This is a genomic window from Nesterenkonia rhizosphaerae (assembly GCF_039544555.1).
GTDB classification, from domain to species: domain Bacteria; phylum Actinomycetota; class Actinomycetes; order Actinomycetales; family Micrococcaceae; genus Nesterenkonia; species Nesterenkonia rhizosphaerae.
Map to the genome: position 1 here is coordinate 97,933 of NZ_BAABLW010000003.1, position 18,275 is coordinate 116,207.

The 18,275-nt window shown below is 63.3% G+C and carries 15 protein-coding genes; 6 read left to right on the forward strand and 9 right to left on the reverse strand.

What is annotated here, in order from left to right; all coding sequences use genetic code 11:
- Nucleotides 1–92 precede the first annotated feature (92 nt).
- Nucleotides 93–1,391, reverse strand: coding sequence for a M16 family metallopeptidase (locus ABEA23_RS03975; protein WP_345476772.1), 1,299 nt, complete (start codon nucleotides 1,389–1,391; stop codon nucleotides 93–95).
- 61 nt (nucleotides 1,392–1,452) lie between these two features.
- Entirely contained in the window at nucleotides 1,453–2,232 is a 780-nt protein-coding gene (locus ABEA23_RS03980) for an isocitrate lyase/PEP mutase family protein (RefSeq protein WP_345476773.1), read from the reverse strand.
- 105 nt (nucleotides 2,233–2,337) lie between these two features.
- Here ABEA23_RS03980 and ABEA23_RS03985 point away from each other — a divergent pair, with 105 nt between their 5' ends.
- From ABEA23_RS03985 to ABEA23_RS04000, 4 genes are all read left to right on the forward strand, one after another.
- Nucleotides 2,338–3,108, forward strand: coding sequence for a P-loop NTPase family protein (locus ABEA23_RS03985; RefSeq protein ID WP_345476774.1), 771 nt, complete (start codon nucleotides 2,338–2,340; stop codon nucleotides 3,106–3,108).
- On the forward strand, nucleotides 3,105–5,324 hold the full coding sequence (locus ABEA23_RS03990; RefSeq protein WP_345476775.1) for a YhgE/Pip family protein: 2,220 nt from the start codon (nucleotides 3,105–3,107) through the stop codon (nucleotides 5,322–5,324). The genes ABEA23_RS03985 and ABEA23_RS03990 overlap by 4 nt, the downstream gene beginning before the upstream one ends.
- Nucleotides 5,321–5,920 (forward strand): TetR/AcrR family transcriptional regulator, encoded by a 600-nt coding sequence (locus tag ABEA23_RS03995; protein WP_345476776.1) that lies wholly within the window; start codon nucleotides 5,321–5,323, stop codon nucleotides 5,918–5,920. Before ABEA23_RS03990 ends, ABEA23_RS03995 begins: the two co-directional genes overlap by 4 nt.
- A gap of 303 nt (nucleotides 5,921–6,223) precedes the next feature.
- Nucleotides 6,224–7,360 carry a CDP-glycerol glycerophosphotransferase family protein gene (locus ABEA23_RS04000; RefSeq protein WP_345476777.1) on the forward strand — a complete coding sequence of 379 codons (1,137 nt, stop codon included), beginning with the start codon at nucleotides 6,224–6,226 and terminating at the stop codon, nucleotides 7,358–7,360.
- Between the two features lie 299 nt (nucleotides 7,361–7,659).
- On the opposite strand, the gene ABEA23_RS04005 is transcribed toward ABEA23_RS04000, so the two are convergent.
- Nucleotides 7,660–9,429, reverse strand: coding sequence for a variant leucine-rich repeat-containing protein (locus ABEA23_RS04005; protein WP_345476778.1), 1,770 nt, complete (start codon nucleotides 9,427–9,429; stop codon nucleotides 7,660–7,662).
- A 181-nt stretch (nucleotides 9,430–9,610) separates the two neighbouring features.
- Entirely contained in the window at nucleotides 9,611–10,669 is a 1,059-nt protein-coding gene (locus ABEA23_RS04010; RefSeq protein ID WP_345476779.1) for an LCP family protein, read from the reverse strand.
- 248 nt (nucleotides 10,670–10,917) lie between these two features.
- Between ABEA23_RS04010 and ABEA23_RS04015 the strand changes: the two genes are divergently transcribed.
- The gene (locus ABEA23_RS04015; RefSeq protein WP_345476780.1) at nucleotides 10,918–11,337 is read left to right on the forward strand and encodes an FAD synthase family protein; all 420 of its coding nucleotides are present in this window, start codon (nucleotides 10,918–10,920) and stop codon (nucleotides 11,335–11,337) included.
- Nucleotides 11,334–11,858, forward strand: a complete 525-nt coding sequence (gene tagD, locus ABEA23_RS04020; protein ID WP_425577109.1) for a glycerol-3-phosphate cytidylyltransferase — start codon at nucleotides 11,334–11,336, stop codon at nucleotides 11,856–11,858. Before ABEA23_RS04015 ends, tagD begins: the two co-directional genes overlap by 4 nt.
- Before the next feature lie 10 nt (nucleotides 11,859–11,868).
- Here tagD and ABEA23_RS04025 read toward each other — a convergent pair whose 3' ends face one another.
- From ABEA23_RS04025 to ABEA23_RS04045, 5 genes are all read right to left on the reverse strand, one after another.
- On the reverse strand, nucleotides 11,869–13,659 hold the full coding sequence (locus ABEA23_RS04025) for a GmrSD restriction endonuclease domain-containing protein (protein WP_345476781.1): 1,791 nt from the start codon (nucleotides 13,657–13,659) through the stop codon (nucleotides 11,869–11,871).
- 208 nt (nucleotides 13,660–13,867) lie between these two features.
- The gene (locus ABEA23_RS04030; RefSeq protein WP_345476782.1) at nucleotides 13,868–14,692 is read right to left on the reverse strand and encodes a sugar phosphate isomerase/epimerase family protein; all 825 of its coding nucleotides are present in this window, start codon (nucleotides 14,690–14,692) and stop codon (nucleotides 13,868–13,870) included.
- Entirely contained in the window at nucleotides 14,689–16,662 is a 1,974-nt protein-coding gene (locus ABEA23_RS04035; RefSeq protein ID WP_345476783.1) for a DUF2264 domain-containing protein, read from the reverse strand. Before ABEA23_RS04035 ends, ABEA23_RS04030 begins: the two co-directional genes overlap by 4 nt.
- A 95-nt stretch (nucleotides 16,663–16,757) precedes the next feature.
- Nucleotides 16,758–17,525 carry a histidine phosphatase family protein gene (locus ABEA23_RS04040; RefSeq protein ID WP_345476784.1) on the reverse strand — a complete coding sequence of 256 codons (768 nt, stop codon included), beginning with the start codon at nucleotides 17,523–17,525 and terminating at the stop codon, nucleotides 16,758–16,760.
- An 8-nt stretch (nucleotides 17,526–17,533) separates the two neighbouring features.
- Nucleotides 17,534–18,274: an acylneuraminate cytidylyltransferase family protein gene (locus ABEA23_RS04045; protein WP_345476785.1), complete on the reverse strand. Its 741-nt coding sequence runs from the start codon at nucleotides 18,272–18,274 to the stop codon at nucleotides 17,534–17,536.
- Nucleotide 18,275: the final 1 nt, after the last annotated feature.

Consider the following 18,275-nt stretch of genomic DNA (forward strand, 5'->3'; position numbering starts at 1 on the left):
TGGCCGGGCCAGCGCGGCCGTACTAGCGCAGGCCTACCTGCCTAGCCCCTGCCAGCCGGCGCTCTAGGGTCCAGTCCGCTAGTGCCAGTCCGCTAAGGGCCGACGATGGTGGTAGCCCGCGGAGAGTCGGCCAGCCGCGCCGCTACTCGCTGGATATCGGCGCTGGTGACCGCTTCGACCTGGGCCAGTGTGTCGGAGATGTCCACGAACTCACCGCGGACCAGCTCGGCTTTGCCCAGGCGGGACATCCGTGAGCTGGTCTCTTCCATGCCCAGCACGGTGGAGCCACGCAGCTGCCCCTTGGCCCGCTCAAGCTCCTCGGCGGTGACTTCTTCGGTGGCGATGCGCTCCAGTTCGGTGCTCATGACATCGATGACTGCGTCCACCTTCTCCGGCAGGCAGCCAGCGTAGAGACCGTAGAGGCCTGCGTCGGTGAATGCGGCGGAGAAGGAATAGGTGCTGTAGGCCAGCCCTCTGCGTTCGCGAATCTCCTGGAAGAGCCGGGAGGACATCCCTCCGCCGAGGACGGCGTGCATCAGGGACAGTGCGAAGCGGTCTTCATCGTGGGCAGCCATTCCGCGGCCACCCAGGATCACCTGGGTCTGCTCCACCGGTTTGCGGTGATGTTCGGTGCCGGTGCGGACCGGGATGTGGATCTCTGCTCCTACCCGGCGCGGTGCCGGTTGGGAGTTCTGGCTGATGTCCCAGCGGGATCCTTCCAGCGCTGCGGTGACCAACTGGCACAGCTGCTCATGGTCCAGCCCGCCGGCAGCGGTGATGACCAGTTCCTCCGGGCGGTACCAGCGGGCGAAATGGTCCCAGACATCGTCGCGGCTGGCTTGTTCGATGGCCTCCGGGGTGCCGCCGATGGGCCGGCCCAGCGGGTGCCCGTCGAGCACCTGTTCGGTAAAACGTTCGTGGACGACGTCGCCCGGGTCATCCTCGGCCATGGCCAGCTCTTCCAGGATCACCCCGCGCTCAGTCTCCATCTCTGCCGGATCGATCACTGCGGAGGTCACCATATCGGTGAGGACCTCCACCGCCATGGGCAGATCGGTATCCAGCACCCGGGCGTAGTAGCACGTGGACTCTTTGCCGGTCATCGCATTGGACTCTCCGCCGACGGCGTCAAAGGCTGCGGCGATGTCCAGAGCCGAGCGCTTGGCCGTGCCCTTGAACAGCAGATGCTCGAGGAAGTGGGTAGAGCCGTACTGATGGTCAGCCTCGTCCCGGGAACCCACGGCAATCCAGAAGCCGATGCTCACTGAGCGGATCCCCGGCATTTGTTCAGTCAGCACCCGCACCCCGCAGGGCAGCACAGTTCGGCGGACGGTAGAGCCGGCGTCGGCGTTGAGGACACCTTCAGTTTCAGGAGCAATTGTGACGCGCATAGAGCCCTAAAACTACCAGGCCTGCAGCGCCACCGGCGCAGTGGGGGACGCCGGCTGGACCTCAGCGTTTCCAGGCGTTGAGCAGAGTGTTGGCCTGCTCGCTCAGGGCGGCCTGCAGCAGAGGCCCGAAGCTGACCCGTGAGACCCCGAGCCCGGTGAGCTCATCTAGGGACAGCTGATCCGGGATGGCCCCGTGCTGCGGATGGGCGGTGACGTTCACCGGTGTGGAGACCGCCTCCAGGATGCTGGTGAGCACCTCGGTGCTGGGCAGTCCCACCGGGTAGAGCGAGTCGGCACCGGCTGCCTCTAGGAGGTTGAGACGGTGGATGGTTTCGGCCAGCGGGTCCGCGAAATCCTCGACGTGCTTATACACATCGGTGCGCGCATTGATGACTAGGTGGACCCCGGCATCCTCTGCTGCAGCACGGATGGCGGCGATGTAGTCGGCATGTTCCTGCGGGCTGCGCATGCTGCCGCGGGAATGCACGGTGTCTTCGATGTTGATGCCCACCACCCCGGCTTCCAGGGTGCGTTCCACCAGTTCGGCGGCCTCGGTGTCATATCCGGATTCCAGGTCCGCGCTCACCGGGATATCCACCGCGGCGGTGATCCGGGCAATGGCCTTCAGCGCCTGACTCAGTGTCATGACCTCGCCGTCGGCGGCCCCCAGAGAATCGGCGAGGGGGTGGCTGCCCACGGTCAGGGCAGAGTACCCGGCGGATTCGATCAACTTGGCAGACCATGCATCCCAGGCGGTGGGCAGCACGACCGGTGTGTGACTGTGGTGCAGTTCCAGCAGCGTTTTGGCCTTGGCGCTCAGTACAGCGGTGTCGATGCTCATGAGGACAGCTACCTCTCAACAGTGGGATCACCGAAGTGACGTATCTGGAAAGGTACCACTTCTCACGTTTTTGAACTGACCGGTCAGTTCAATAGACTGGAAAGCATGCTGGAACTCCACTCCGTGGGCTTCGATGAGCACCATCACCAGCTCATCCCAGCCACCACCTTCGCCGTACCAGAAGGTCATCTCTCACTTCTGCAGGTGCCCACCCGCATGGGACGTACCGCCTGCACACTCATCGCCTCCGGCCGCCTAGCACCGCACACCGGCGAGGTTCTCCTTGACGGTGAAGCCAACCTGAAACGGCTCCGCTCCGCCGCGGCTCCGGTGGATTCCCCCACCATCACTGAGCCTGAGCACCATATGAAGGTCAAGCATGTGGTTGCAGAGGCGCTGGCCCTGCACAGCCGCCCGCCTGGCACCTCGTTCATTCGCCATATGACGCGCACCGCCAGCCCGGCAACCTGGATTCGTGACAACGGCTTCACCGACATCGCCGAGGAACACGTCGCGGCGCTGGATCCAGCATTGCGCCTGCATCTACTGCTGAGCCTTGCCTTCGCGGATCCGCAGGTGCGCGTGGCGGCGGTGGACTCCCCCGACCGCCATGACATCAGCTACCAGGACATGCTGCGAGTGCTCACCCGCCACACCAGTGCCGGAAGGAAAACTAGCAACCAGAGCCGGCGTCGCAGCCGCAGCGTACTGGCGGTGGTGGCGCAGCTGCCGGCTGCTGAGGATCTTCCTCCCTACACGCACCCGGGGGACCTGCACACCGGGGGCCTGCACACCGGCTGGGCCGGAGCCGCGCCGAGAACCACCACCGAGGCAGAAACCGGCGTACACCCCGGAGAGCAGCAGGTGCAGCAGTGACGTTTATCCGGCTTCTCCGCGCTGAGTTCACCCGCCTGACCTCCAGCCTGACGCCGTTAATCACTATCATCGGGCTGGCCCTGATTCCCCTGCTCTACGCCGGGGTGTACCTCTACGCCAACTGGGACCCCTATGACAATCTCGTCTCCGTCGACGCCGCCCTGGTGAACCTGGATGAGGGCGCGGATTTCGACGGCGCCCAGCGCACCATCGGCGAGGATGTCACCGACGAGCTGCTGGAGGACGGCACCTTCGGCTGGCATTCGGTCTCCAGCAGGACCGAAGCAGAAGCGGGCGTGGAATCCGGGGAATACCAGTTCGCGCTGATCATCCCGACTGATTTCTCCGCGGCGCTGGCCTCCCCCAGCTCGTTCTCCTTCGCTGAGCAGGCCATCCTTGAGGTCACGGTGAACGAGGCCAATAACTACCTGCTCACCAACATCGTGAACTCGCTGACCACACGCGTCCACGACACCGTCGCAGTCCAGGTGGGGCAGGAAACCGCTGATGCCATGCTCACCGGCTATGGGCAGATCCATCAGCAGCTGACCGAGGCGGCCGACGGCGCAGGGCAGCTGCGCGATGGTGCTGTTGCCCTGCAGGACGGCATGACTGAACTGCATCAGGGCTCCGCTGAGCTGACCGACGGCGTCGTCGCACTCGATGAAGGTGCCCACCAGCTGCGCTCAGGCATTGCGGAGCTCGATGCAGGTTCCGGTGAACTCACTGAAGGTGCAGCTGAGCTCAGCGACGGAACCGGTGCGCTGCATTCGGGGCTTGGCGAGCTGGTCCGGGGTAGTGAGTCCACTCAAGAGGCCGCTGACGCCCTGAACAGCGGCGCCCAAGAACTCAGCACCGGCATGGAATCCCTCTCGGCGGGAGCTGACGCGGTAGCAGAAGGCAGCCACCAGTTGGCAGCGGCCACCGATGAAGCCGCTGAGGTGATTTCTCGCTTCGAAAGCAACGCGGCGGATCGGGTTCCCGCAGCCGTTGACGCGCTGATCGATGCCGGGCTCATCGACCAGTCCCAGGTTCAGGACGCGTCAGCGGCACTTGGGGCTATCGCAGATGACTCAACGCATCTGCAGCGCGCTGCCGCGGCGCGCCAGGAGCTGGCGGCAGCGCATGAGTCCATCAACGAGCTGGCCTCCGGTGCACAGCAGGTGGCCGACGGCGCCGCTGAACTCTCTGCTGGCAGCAGCACTCTGGCCGATGGCACTGCTCAGCTGACCGCCTCAGCACCGGATCTGGTGCAGGGGCTTCAGGACGCTGAGTCCGCAGCGGCCCAACTCAACGACGGCGCAGACCAGCTGAAGGACGGCGCAGACCAACTGCATACCGGCACTGGGGCACTGGCCTCCGGTGCCGAGGAGCTCACCGCGGGCAGCGCTGAGCTGTCCAGCGGCGCGGCCACCTTACGGGATGGACTCGGTGAAGCCCGGTCCGGCGCCGGAGAACTGAAGGACGGTGCCCGGGAGTTGGCTGAGGGCCTGGGCGCCGGTGCCCAGGAGGTCCCCAACCCTGACGGCAAGGCCCAGGAGCAGATCGCCAGGGTCATGGGAAACCCGGTGGCTGTCCACCAGAGCGCGCAGACCGAAGCTGGCAGCTACGGTGCTGGCATGGCGCCCTTCTTCCTCGCCCTGTCGCTGTGGATTGGCGCATTGGTGCTGCTTCAGGTGCTGCGCCCGTTCTCAGCGCGAGCACTAGCATCGAATGCGCCCTCTGTGTCCATCGCGGCAGGATCGTGGCTGTCATTCGCCGGGCTCGCCCTGGTCCAGGCACTGCTGCTGTACGCCGCCGTCGTTCTGGGTCTGGGACTCACTCCGGCGCATCCATGGTTGGCGTTAGCACTGCTGATTGCTTCCTCGGTGGCGTTCACGGCGCTCATCCAAGGGGCGGTGGCGCTGTTGGGCAATCCCGGCAAGATGCTGATGCTGGTACTGCTGGTACTGCAGCTAGTCGCCTCAGGAGGCACGTTCCCGTATCAGGCACTGCCGCCGGTGCTGCAGGGGCTGCATCCGCTGCTGCCGATGAGCTATGTGGTGGACGGGTTACGGCATGTCATCTACGGCGGCCGGCTCGATGCACTGCAGACGGCTTTGCTCGCACTGCTGGTCACCGCCATTATTGGACTCTCCGTTCAAGTCCTGGCGGTGCATAAGAAGAAAATGTGGAGTCTGCGGAGGCTCCAACCGCCCATTCAGGAGGCAGCATGACCCCCGTTCCCGCACCCGTATCCGATTCTGACTCTGCCACTGGCAGACGACGTCCCGCACGTATTCGCCTGCTTGAGGCCATGATGTCTCTGGATGAACACCGCAGCATCCAGGAGTACACGGTGGAGGAGCTGGCTGCGGTGGCAGGAGTGGCCAAGGGCTCGGTGTACTACCAGTTCGGGTCCAAAGAGGAACTGGTGCGGGAGATGCTGGTCTACGGTGCCGAACGGCTGCAGGAGATCATGGAGGACGGCGCAGCAGATGCTGGGGCGTCGGTCTCATCGGCCAGGGCCGCATTCGCTGCGCAGCTGACCAAGGCACTGGAGTTCCTGGATGAGTATTCATCATTTACCGGCCTGGTGGCCTACGCGCTGGCCCGCCGCGGAGCCGATGAGTCCGGTCAGCTGCGCGAGGAGAAACAGTCGATCGTCGCACTCCTTGCCCGTGGACTGCAGCGCCTGGGCCACGGTGACAACGCTGAGATCACTGCCACTGCGCTGCTGGCAGCAGCAGTGACACTGAGCATTGAGCGGCACACCGCCCACCCCGAATGGACCACGGCCGAATGCGCCCGGGTCCTTATGGGCATGGTGTGACCACGGCTGCCGGCGTATCGGGCAATGTTCGGGCAGAGATCGCCACTCCATGAACCGGCACGCCATGAACTGGCACACCATGGACCACCAGAGCATGAACCGCCACACCATGGGATCTCTGTGCCGCGCCGGGGCGGAGCCCTAAGAGTGCGTTAGGGTGTCTGTGGTACTGCACACCCGCGCCCGGACTCGATCAGCTCCTGCTCCGGCGCTTTCGAGAAGCGGAAGGATACGGACCTGAAGCGACGCATCCTCCCGCACGCTCTGGGATTTCTGACCGCCGGGGCACGTGTCATCTATGCCGTGTTCAAGCTGCTGCCGGTTCAGCGCAAAGTTGTACTGATCACCCGGGAGCCGCGGCAGATCTCCGTGGATTTCTCTCTCCTTCAGGAAGCGATCCGCCGAAAGCACCCTGATCACCGGATTGTGGTGATCAAGCATAAGAAGCTCTCGGTCTCCTACTTGGGCAAGGCCTTCCGGGAGATGTATCACCTGGCCACCTGTGCTGGCTGCCTGGTGGATGGCTACATCATCCCAGTCAGCATCCTCAACCACCGCGAAGAGCTGCGAATCGGCCAGATCTGGCACGCCCTGGGCGCCATTAAGAAGTTCGGCCATCTGGCTTCCGGCACCCGTGAGGGGCCTCATCCGCGGGTGGCTGAGGCCATGCGGATGCACCAGAACTACACCTTCGTGTGCGCCTCCGGCTCAGTGCCGGCCAGTATCTACACCGCAGCCTTCGGCATCCCGGCCGAGCGCATCAAACCCTATGGCATGCCGCGGATCGACTATCTGCTCGATGACGCCGGCCAGCAGGACCGCCGAAAGAAGATCCTCCACCGCTTCCCTCAGCTTCAGAAGGCTCAGGAGCGCGGCGGCCAGATCATCCTCTACGTGCCCACCTTCCGGCGCGGTAAACAGATTCCCTATACCCAGCTGGCCGCGGCCTTCGCCGATGAGCCCGGCACCCTGGTGCTGCTGCCACACCCGCAGGACAAGTCCCCCCTGCCTGAGGGCGGCAATACGCTCATCGGCACCGGAACCGGTGTGGGCGTGCTGGACTGGCTGGCGGTGGCAGACGTGGTCATCACCGACTATTCAGCGGTGACCTACGAGGCCAGCCTGCGCAACATCCCCATGGTCTTCTGGCCCTATGACATGGATGATTACCAGGATGCCCGCGGACTGGCCGTGGACTACCAGGCCGAAGTGCCCGGGCCGATTGTCAGCTCAGCCACCGAGGCGGTGGAACAGGCGATGCGCCTGGGCGGTCTCAACGCTGAGGAGCTGAGTTCTGCAGCCCGTGAGGAGATGGAGGCCAATATCTTGCGCTTCCGTTCCCGTCACCTGGACTTCGTCACCGACGACGGCGGCGCCCTGCCGGCAACTCCGCCGCGCTGTGCGGATCAGATTGTGGACGCCCTGCAGCTGCAGAGCTGACGCCTCCGCGCCGTCGTCGGCCTCCCCTCACGCCGGACCCGCGCTTTGTGTCATGTCGAACCCGATCCGCATCCTAGGTGAAACAAACTCTGTGCATGAAGCGCCCCTGCGGTGTCCCGCAGCGGACCCAGCGTGGGGAATCCTCGGCACCGGGGGCCACTGTCATTCCGCGTACCCCTGATCCGGCATAAGCTTGTGAACCCCGCAGAGGCTTATAGCCTTAGGCAGATTTCATAAACCTAGGCGGAATTCTGATCTGGGGACCCAGGGCCCGACCTGGGGATCAGCCGATCTGGAGATCAGTAGGGGTAGTGGCCGCGCTCGGAGATCTCGAAGCCGCCACCGGTGACTGAGTTGTAGCAGGAGACCCGGTCGCTCATTGAGATGCAGACCAGGAAACCATCAGTGGCGGAGCTGTTGACGGAGAGCGTCTGCCGGTCGGTGCGCTCCACGGGATCCTCACAGTGCGGCCCAGCAGTGCCGCCGTCCACCTGCATCCGGTAGGTGGTGCCACCGCTGCATCCTGCAGGGGCCGCGTAGCTGTGCTGGTAGGCGGTGCAGCGTACGCCGTCGCTGAATTCGCACTGGATATTGCCGTTGGGAGTGACGAAGCCGTCCATCTCCTGAGCGCCGCCCAGGCCGATGCTGCGGTTGACCCAGTCGGTGCCCACCTCAGTGAGCAGCTCTGCAGCGCCGTTCTCTGTAGCGCCGTTCTCCGGGGCTTCGGAGCCGCTGCGGGCAGCTTCGAAGACTCCGGCAGCATGGGTGGAGGAGCATGCGCTCTGCAGTCCGGTGAAAGTCTGCTCCAACGCATCAGCATCTTCCGCAGCCGCCGCCTCCTGGGTACCGGCGGCAGTGAGGAAAGCGGTGACCACGCCTGCATCATCACCGCTCTGGCAGCTGGTCTCGTCAGGAAGTGATGCCACGGCAGCACGCGCTTGGACCAGGGCCTCCTGGTCGACGCCCGGGCTTTCTTCCTCCGTGGGCTCCTCAGTCTCTTCGTCCTCTGTTTCTTCGCCCTCAGGCGGCTGAGTCTGCTGCTGCGTAGGGCTGGGGGTGGGTTCAGCCATGGGGGCCTCGTCGGAGCCGCCGAGCAGGTTGGCCACCAGGGCGATGATCGCGCCTATGGCCACCACGCCCACAACAGCTGCGGCGATCAGCACAAGGGGAGAACGACGGCGCGGCTGCTCCTCGACAGCGCTGGGCTCACGGTATGCGGTGGACAGAGCTGCCGGCGGGGGAACCACTGCCGCAGTCTCCTGCGCGGCGGGCAGGTATGAGAGCGCGTCCCGGTCCTCGGGGTAGGTGCCGTCCTCATCAGACTCACCAGCATCTCGCTCACCTGGCTCAGATTCTGCTGATTCAGGCCCTGCTGATTCAGGCCCTGCTGACACAGGCCCTGCTGACTCAAGCGCTTCTGGTTCAGACTCTGCTTCAGCCTGAGCTAGCGCCGAATCGGGAATCTCGTCCGCTGCACGCAGGTGCTCGTAGGCGTGGGGCTCGGCTGCAATCTCTCCTGTGGTGACGTCATCAGAGGCGATATCCGCAGCGGGAATCAAGTGAGCGTCGTCGTGCTGCTGGCCATGGTCATCAGCGCCCAGCGGGTGGGCGTGACCGTCCTCGTCAACGGGTGCCTGCGCCCACGGTTCGTCAGCATAGGGTTCGTTCGCATGGGGTTCGTGTGCCTGCGGTTCCTGCGGCTGAACATCCTCAGCCTCGTAGGTGCGAACCTCGTAAGGATCGGTGTAGGGCGCCGCCGCGGCATCCTCATCCTCACGGTAGGCAGGAATATGGTGGGTCATGGTGTCCCACATGCCGGCCATCGGGTTGGTGGCAGCCTGGGCGGAGGAGACCTCCTTGCCGAAGGGACGCAGAGCAATGGCAGCGTCAATATCAGGATCACCGAGGGCAGCTAGGGCATCTACGAGTTCCTGGTAGGTACCGGGGTTGGCGGCGACGGCGGGACGCAGCTGGGGATAGTTCTCCGCGATCCAGTGGAGAACGTCCCAGTCGGTGTGCGGGTCTGAGGCCAGGGCCTCCAGTTCGGCTGCGTCCAGATTGTCACTCATGATTGTCCAGCATACGTGCAGGGTTAAGGGGTCGCGCAAAATACACCAGTCTCCCTGGCGACGCCCGAATGTCTACCGAACCCCGAGTGAACGCCCCGCCTCGCGCAACTCCGTCCCGCCCCCTGGCCGCAGTCCGGTCCCTGCGCGTAGTTCTTCGCGGGGTCCCTGGGCGTGCGCCGACTCAGTGACTGGCGGCGTAGTCGCTGAAACGGCCCTCGCGCATGGCCTGTCCAGCAGCGGCCATGGCGTCATAGTCAGGAACAATGATGGATTCGCTGCCGGCCTGACCCACGCCGTGGTTGGGCAGGGTGAACATCTGGATATCGCCGCCACGCACGTTCCGCAGCGACCATCCCAGATCAGCGATGAGATCAGCGTCCTGCATGCCGGCATCTACCGTCATATAGGGCGCGAAGTTGGAGACCATATTGTGCAGGGTCACTGGGTTGGTCAGGGTGGAGGGGGTGAGCACCTCGTTGAGGACTCCGCGCACAAAGGCCTGTTGATTGGCTACACGCTGGTAGTCCCCGCCGTCGAAGGCACGGCGCTCGCGGACAAAGCTCATCGCCGCGGTGGAGTCCATCGATTGCGGACCCTGGTTGAACTGGTAGCCGTCCCGGGAGGTGAAGGCCACCGGAGAGTCCACGGTGACTCCTCCCATGGCACTGACCAGCCCCTGGAAGCCCTGCATGTCCACCGCAGCCACGTGGTCGATCCGGACATCGAAGAGGTTCTCCACGGTCGCGATGGCGGTGCCGGGACCGCCAAAGGAGAAGGAGGAGTTGATCTTGGCCTCACCGTGGCCCGGGATCGGCACCCAGGTATCGCGCATGATGGACATGACCTGGATGGAGTCACGCTCATGCGGGATGTGGACCCACATGATGGTGTCGGCGCGTCCGGCGTTGGGCAGCCAGGGAACGTTCTCCGTCTCCCCGGAGCCGCCGCCAGCGTCAGAGCCCAGCAGGAGAATGTTGATCTGTTCATCATCGACCAGCTTGCCGTCATCCTCCACCCGGGCAGGACGCTCCGGACGTTCGCTCTCCTCGGGGAAGGTCTCTTCTTCCGGGAGCACATTGACGGAGGTCTCGTAGGCGCCGCGCAGAGAGTTCAGATAGAGGGCAGCAGCGGTGACACCAGCGATCAGAAGCACCAGGGCTGAACTAAGCACGATCAACGTGATGCGCCGGCGTCGGCTGGATTTACGAGGGGCTTCTTCGGTGAGGAGCTCTTCAGACATCAGGGTCAGAGTACACACGGGCCCTGAACAGCTTCCTGAACGGCTCCTGGAGCGCAATACGCTCTACGAGGGCGCTGACGGAAACTCTCAAGAGTTTCTTGAAACCCGCTGTTTTCAGGAAGTTGTTATTATGCGCACACTTGCACTGAAAGAAATTCCGCACCTGACCTGGGGCAGACAGTACACCCGGTACGACGACGCCTGCCCTGCAACTCGTTGACGTAAGGCATTGGCTGAGGGCACGCACGATGAAGAGGATTCTCACCTACGGCACGTTCGATCTGCTCCATTGGGGGCATATCCGGCTGCTCAAGCGCGCCAAAGCGATGGGCGACTACCTGATTGTGGCTGCCAGCACCGACGAGTTCGTCCAGCATAAAGGCGCCCGCGCCAGCTACCACTCCTTTGAGGTGCGCAAGGCCATGCTCGAGGCAGTGCGCTATGTGGACCTGGTGATCCCTGAAGCCTCCTGGGAGCAGAAAGCCGAGGACGTGCGACGGTATCGTGCCGACGTCGTGGTCATGGGCTCGGACTGGGAGGGTTCCCCGCGGTTTGAGAGCCTGCGCAGTGTCTGTGATGTGGAGTATCTGCCGCGTACTGAAGGCGTCTCCACCAGCCAGATTCGCAAGGATCTGTTGACTGAAGCCGTGACATTCAGGGCGGCATGAAGCGGGTCCTGACGTACGGCACCTTTGATCTGCTCCATTGGGGGCATATCCGGCTGCTGCGCCGCGCCAAAGCCATGGGCGATTACCTTGTGGTGGGGTTGAGCACCGATGAGTTCAACGAGGCCAAGCCGGGCAAGCAGCCGAGCTACCATCCTTTTGAGGTGCGCCAGCTGATGCTGGAGTCCATCCGCTACGTGGATCTGGTGATTCCTGAGGTCACCTGGGATCAGAAGGTGGATGACATTCGCCGGCATGAGATCGATGTGGTGGTGATGGGCTCCGATTGGGAGGGCTCGCCACGGTTCGAGTATCTGCGGGACTACTGCGACGTCGTCTACCTCCCCCGCACCGAGGGCACCTCTACCTCCCAGATCCGCCGGGATCTGCTGTTTGAAGCGATCGAGTATAAGAAGGAAGCGGAGCGGAAAGCCGATTCTGATGCAGCACCTGGAACAGCGAAGATTCCGGTGCTGCCGACTCCCAGCCGGCGCCCTAAGTTGCCCCCGCCGCCGCGGCGCTGAGGCGAGCACATCAGAATGGCGGCAGACTCTGCCATTGAAGGTCATCGCGGCGATGTTCGCTCAGAGGGCCGCCGTCTGACTGCTCTGCCAGGCATCCGTAGAGTGCTGCACGTAGCTGACGGATGTCCGAGTTGTACAGCGAAATCTGGTGTCTTACGGCGCTGTGGACCCAAAACAAGGCGTAGTCACATTGGAAGTTCTCATTCGGGGGCATCCAATTGCGCGGGGCGTCCCCATTCTTCTCTCCCTGCATGTGTCTAGTAGTCGTCAGCAGGTTGAGCGGATCGTTGTAATAGCTGGTCCGTCTTTCCCTGTCTCGGGTCTGCATCTCGATCCACGCATGAGTGGGCGGCAGAATATGGTCCACAGCTGAAGTCGACGGCGAGTAGAGAGCGTCCTCGCCGCTGTAGGGGTCAGTGAATCTCCCGGTACGCACACCGGTTTCCGTCGAGTTCCATGTGATGTCTGCAAGGTCACGAGACAGGACGTGCTGCCTGGTATTTAGTCCATCGCCGAGGACCGTCCAGTAGCCGAAGTACTCGCGGCGGTTGCCATCCATGGGTTGGATATGAAACACGTCCGGGTTGCCCTCGGCTTGTTCGTCGAGCTCCCGCCGCAGTGAGATCCCTTCTTCGCTGGAGCAGTAGGAGTTATCCTCGGCAATGACCCTGAGATACGTCATGACGTGGTCGCTGCGTGGATGTTCGCTGGTGAAGGTCTGCACATCACAGGTGTCGTGGTGTTCGCGCTCCACACTTCTGATCCGCACGTGGTTTTCCAGATTCCACAGAGCGTCGCTGACGTCTCGAGTGCTGGAGGTGCCGGGCCATCCGCTGCCGGATGACTCCTGAGCATCCGGCGAACCTGGCAGGGGTGAACGGCTTCGCCAGCTGAGGTCGGGACTGGCCTCTCCCCAGACACCATCCTGGACGGCAAGTTCTTCCTCCAAGCATTCCCACAGGACACCGCGAAGCTGATCGATGTCGGATCCATAGTGGGATATCCCGTGCTTGGCAGCGATATGCACCCACGTCATGGCGTAGCCACACCACGCGTCCTCGTTGCTGGGCATCCACTCCGCGGGCGTGTGGCCGGACTTCTCCCGGTTGACGGACCCGATGGTGCTGGTGAGATTCATCGGGTCGTTGTAGTAGGCCACTCGGTCTTCGCGGCTGCGGTGCTGCATCTCGGGCCAGGTGTGTCCCACCGGGATCATGTGTTCACCGTGAGTCTCGGTAGTGCCGATGTTCACCCGCTTCCCGGTGTAGTGGTCCCAGTAGCTGCCGCCGAGGGTGAAGCTGCTGTTGCCGAGGTCGCGGGCGTGAATCTCCGTGCGAGAGGTGACTCCGTTGCCGTTCACATCTGCCCAGCTCCCGTAGTAGGGAACCCGCTGCGCGGTGTTCTCATACGGTCTGCCGTGGAAGAAGTTCTTGCTGGAGTCGTCCTTCTCGTCGAGTTCAGCGCGCAGGGTGTCAGCGTCGTCTCCTGAACACCACCAGCCGTCGTCGTCGGCTATGTGGGTGTAGGTGCGTGTGGGCTGGTCTCCTAAGGGGTCGGAGACTTCGAAGGTGATGACCTCGCAGTCACCGCTGGTGCGCTGGTCACGAGTCCGCACCCCGACTTCGGTCTCCAGATTCCACAGTGCATCGGCATAGTCCTGGGCCGAGTAGTCCTGGAAGGGGTTCGGCACTTCTGATGGGCGTGAGTACGCCGACGCCGGCTCGGCCCCGCCCAGCAGCAGTCCCGCTGCCAGGACACCGGCGAGCAGTGCTGACGAAAATCCACGCAGTAGATGCCGCACAGCGCCCTCCTGTTCCGGTGTGACCGATCAACTCCGCCCCCCAGTCTAGGAGCGTGCAGAGCAACTGCTTATGACGCACGCAACATGGTGCGATCATCGACGTCACTCCATTCAGCAGTTTCAGTTATTCAGCGTGACTGAACACGGGAAATACTGAATATAGCGACGAGATTCATCTGATGTGCCCGCACTGTTCAGCTGGCGGTATTTAGATGGCAGGGTTCGGCTGCCAAGTGCGGAACCATTCAACGGCGGCTGGCAGGACACGCTCCAGCGGGGGAATCTGGGGGTGCCAGGCTCGTTCCCACTCCAGAGATATCCAGCCGGAGAACTGCTGGAGGCTCTGACCTTGTTCGGTCAGCGGAACTTCCCCCTGGCCGAGTGCCGCTGGAACCCACCGGTCAGCCTCGTATACCGCATCCTTGACCTGAAAATAGGAGCATTGCCCCCGTAGCTGTGTCATGGACTCTTCGGTGGATTCACCGCTGCGCCAAGGATGCAAACCATCCCACAGAACTGCCGCGTGTGTGGTGTCCTGCAATGGTGCCACCAGAGACTGCGCGGCAGCGGCAGTGGGATGAGAATCGTGAGTTTCTACCAGCACCTGCACACCGGCTTCGCGGGCATGAGGCAGCACTGCTTCCATTCGGCGGACTGCCCTGTCCAGGTGCCCTTCTGATGAGGACTCATCGTCACCACCAGGAAACACTCGCACTCCCGGTGTGCTCAGCCCGGGCTGGCCCACCGCGTGGGCCAGATCGATCAGCCGCATCAGCTCATCAATGACTTCGGTGTCCGGTGAAGGACTGCAGATGCGCGCATAACCAGCGAGGGCGGAAATGTGCAGGTTCGCCTCGCCGAACATCCGCGACACCGTCGCAGTTTGCTGCGGCGTCAGATTCAGGTGCAGGAACTCATCCGGGTGCACCCGCACTTCCACGCCATCACAGGAGTGCCGCTGCGCGAGTTCAATGACTTCTGCAGCTGGTGCCTGCGGAATGCCCAGAGTACTGAAGGCGAACTGCCAACTCATAGATTCTCCTGCCCGCTGATCGCTACAGTTTTCGTCTCGATATCCACCCTGACATGTTGCGCCTGTCCAGCCCAGGTGAAGCTGACTTCTGATTCTGTCACCCTCAGGGCATCAATACTGTCCCTGATTTCTTGGGCATGTTCTTGCTGGGAGGACTCCTCAGCGGGAGCCCTCGTCAGTTCCGCCAGCGACACCAGCACTGTTCGGCCATCTGCGTTGAGCTCGGCGTTCAGAACGGGCACCTCCGCCACCTGGTGGAAGGCCGTGCCGGCTGGTGCCACCTTCTGCGCGCTGTGGGTCCACCCGGCTAGTGGCACGAGCGTTGACCGCAAATGTGTGCCATCCTCTGTGCCACCTTCTGCCCCGCAGGCCCAACCTGAAGCCTGTGCGCTCGCGCCCGCCGGAGCGCCCTCAACAACGTGAATGCGGACCTCCTGGGTGCCGCGGACCACCACAATGCTGGTCACCCGCAGCCCCGGGTAGGAGGCGGCACGGCCGGGGAAACTGGGGCGATGCCAAGAAGCGGCCCACCCGGACCCTCCAACTGCTCCCACCCCCAGTGGATGCACGCGTGTGCGTTCTCCTTTGGCCCCTCGCCACACCACGGTGAAGGTGTTGTCTGCCTGGTTGGCAGCGGAGGTCGGGCCGGTGTGTGTGGAATAGGCCCATCGTGAGTACAGCGGATCCGGCTTTGATCCGGCCTCGGCGTTGATAGCCCGCAGATGATCGTTGCCGTGATTATGCAGCCGCACGATTCCGTCTTGCGCTGTGGACTGCAGCAGGAATCCCGGTGCGGAGATGGGCACCACATGGTCTGCGGTGTCAGCCGGGGAGGGTTCCTCCACGGCTGTCCAGAGCGGGTGATCGGCTGGGGCTAATAGCGCGACGAACGCCTTGGCCGCCCAATAGGGGGAGGCCGGTCCTGAGTAGCCCTGCAGAGTCGCCTGATGCGGACCGTGCCAGCCAAGGCTGAGCAAGCCGTGCTGGTCGAGGGCCCCGGCGTCTATGAAGTAATTGACTGCGCCGCTGAGAATCCGCCGTGAGGTCCCGGGGGTCAGGGGCGTGTCACCGGTGATGGCACCAAGACCCACCGCGGCCGCGGCAGCGAACCGGTAGGTCATGGAGCGCCCAAAGTACACCGGGGCTCCGGTGCTGCCGAAGAAGTGTCCCAAATCCTGAAGGTGCCGGTGCATCCGGCGCCCGTAGGGGCTCTGCTGGGAGGTCAGCGCTGTTCCGGATTCCCGCTGAGCCAGCAGGTGGTCTAGGAGCGGGTAGAGATGCAGCGCCCAGCCGTTGTAGTAGTCATAAGAACCGCCGTCGCCGTCGGTGTACCAGCCGTCTCCGCTGTACCAGTTCTCCAGCAGGCGCAGTGCCCGACGACGAACGCGTGCGGTGTCTTCATCAGCTCGGCCCACCGATTCCAAGAACCCGGCCACTGTGTACGGAAACAGGTACCAGTTATTGGGGGCCGGCACTGACACCAGTGCTTGTTTCAACCAGCTGGCAGCACGGTCCTGCTGGTCTGCGCTGAGTTTGTCCCAGAGCCAGGGGCGGGTCATGCGCAGCCCCAAGGCAATAGAGGCCGACTCCACCATGGGCTGGCCGAAAACGTCGTAGTCCTCAATCTTTGGCCAGGATTCTGGGTCCTCGGCACCGGGCTGCGCTGTTCCGGCCACTAGGCCCTCAGCGTATTTCTGCATCCAGCCGAAGGGATCGGCACCGTCGGCACCGGCCACTCTGAAGGCAGCCATGAGGAAGGTGCGGGCAAAGCCCTCCAGACCGTCAGAGCGCACGCCGCTCCCCGAGGGTGTCCCCGGCAGATCCAGGCGTGCGCCCTGAGGCGACTGCCAACGCCAGGCAGAGGTGAGAAGCTGGTCTGCAAGGGCTTCCCAATGCTGCCGGGTGTAGCCGGTGAATGGGCTGAGCTGTTCATCAGGGGTCGGACGCTGGGGCACGCTAGTCCTAGCCATGCCGCCCACCATACCGGTCATCTCTGGAAGCCTCCGAGACTCACACGCCATGGTTCTCCGAACTCGGGCTAGAACCTCGCAAGGGCAGGTCCAGGCTAGGACACGTCGCCCTGTCCACCGCGTACGGCGGCAAGCACTTCGGGCGAGAGGTTGTACATCCGCAGTTTCGCGCAGGAGCGGATCTGCTCATCTGTCAGGCTGCGGATCACCTCGGCCTCAGCTTCGGGTCCGCCGTCGATCTCCACTCCACCCTTGGGCAGCGAGCTGGAGAGCGGGCCGCCGTGTAAGGGGACATCGATGACTGAGATGGCGGCTGCGGTCAGTGAGATGACATTGGACCTGTCAATGAGTCCCAAGCCCTCCAGCAGCGCTTTGGTGGAGGTGCCGTGGGAGACCAGCACTACGGTGCGCAGGTCATAGTCGGTGTCCACTGAGGCGGTGGGCGCTAAATCAGCGGCTCCACGCACAATCTGGAAGAAGGTGTGGGTCATGCGTTCGACGACGGCGCTGGGCTCCTCCCCCGCAGGTGGCGTCCCCTCGCCTTTCTTCCACGCCTTGTAGAGATCTGCGTATTCGGACTTCGCAGCGGCGGTCTTCATGCCTTCCCAGTGGCCAAGATTCTGCTCGATGAGCCCGGGCATCTCCACCGGCTCGAATTCGAGCCCGAATTCAGCGAAGGTGGCGTGGGTGCGCTTCAGCGGGGAGACGTAGCCGGCGGCGGGGTTCTGTCCCCGCACGTAGAGTCCCGCAGCGCGGGCCTGGTTTATACCGGACTCAGCCAGCTCGACTTCGGACTGCCCCTGGAGCCGGTGTGCCTTATTCCATGCCGTCTCCCCATGACGGACGCAGATGATTCGAATCATGGATGCACCTAGAGGATGCTGATGCCGCGGAACTCTTTGGCCTCAGCAATGTCCTGCAGCAGTGTGAACTGGTCTTCCCAGTCGATATCCAGCACGACGTTTTCCGGAAGCTCGTACATTTTGGGGTGGTTGCCCACCCGGTCACCGGTCTCCCGCATCACCCGGAAGGGAATGAGATAGGCGCCGTGATTGATTTCGAACAGGGGTTTGATGTCCTGGCTTCGCGGCCATCTCTCGTCGCTCGGGTCGTAGTTGTAGGGGCCGTTCTCATCCCATAGGAATGTCTGCAGCTTAGTGACAGTGAGCAGACTGTCATGTCCGGCCGAGGCCGCTTGCCGCCAGGCACGCACCAGCTCGGTGAAGTGCTGGGAACCGATAAAGGGGTGTGTCACGTGGGTCATCATCATGGTTCCGGATTCTTGAAGCCCGGCAACGTACTGGATGAAGACACTCATCGGCGTGGAGGAGCGTCCCAGCTCGTCGGGCCGCTCCAGCGCCTCGATACGGCTGTCACCCTGCTCCTGCGCAAATCGTGAGGTGTATTCCAGCACCACTGGGTCATTGGATGAGACGATGATCCGGTCGATCTGGGACGTGCGCGTCAGCTGCTTGAGCTTGAGTTCCAGCAGTCCGCCCTCGTAGGAGGCGAATCGCCGGGTGTTCTTGTTCTTGACCCGTTCGCTGCCGGCGCGTGCCGGGATGACCACTGTGATCTGTTCGGTGTCTGCGGGGCTGATGGCTGCACTCACA

Bases quoted from the DNA above. Each gene is read 5' to 3' on its own strand.
- ABEA23_RS03975 (WP_345476772.1), bottom strand. From the start codon at position 1,391: ATGCGCGTCACAATTGCTCCTGAAACTGAAGGTGTCCTCAACGCCGAC.
- ABEA23_RS03980 (WP_345476773.1), bottom strand. From the start codon at position 2,232: ATGAGCATCGACACCGCTGTACTGAGCGCCAAGGCCAAAACGCTGCTG.
- ABEA23_RS03985 (WP_345476774.1), top strand. From the start codon at position 2,338: ATGCTGGAACTCCACTCCGTGGGCTTCGATGAGCACCATCACCAGCTC.
- ABEA23_RS03995 (WP_345476776.1), top strand. From the start codon at position 5,321: ATGACCCCCGTTCCCGCACCCGTATCCGATTCTGACTCTGCCACTGGC.
- ABEA23_RS04005 (WP_345476778.1), bottom strand. From the start codon at position 9,429: ATGAGTGACAATCTGGACGCAGCCGAACTGGAGGCCCTGGCCTCAGAC.
- ABEA23_RS04010 (WP_345476779.1), bottom strand. From the start codon at position 10,669: ATGTCTGAAGAGCTCCTCACCGAAGAAGCCCCTCGTAAATCCAGCCGA.
- ABEA23_RS04015 (WP_345476780.1), top strand. From the start codon at position 10,918: ATGAAGAGGATTCTCACCTACGGCACGTTCGATCTGCTCCATTGGGGG.
- tagD (WP_425577109.1), top strand. From the start codon at position 11,334: ATGAAGCGGGTCCTGACGTACGGCACCTTTGATCTGCTCCATTGGGGG.
- ABEA23_RS04030 (WP_345476782.1), bottom strand. From the start codon at position 14,692: ATGAGTTGGCAGTTCGCCTTCAGTACTCTGGGCATTCCGCAGGCACCA.
- ABEA23_RS04035 (WP_345476783.1), bottom strand. From the start codon at position 16,662: ATGGCTAGGACTAGCGTGCCCCAGCGTCCGACCCCTGATGAACAGCTC.
- ABEA23_RS04040 (WP_345476784.1), bottom strand. From the start codon at position 17,525: ATGATTCGAATCATCTGCGTCCGTCATGGGGAGACGGCATGGAATAAG.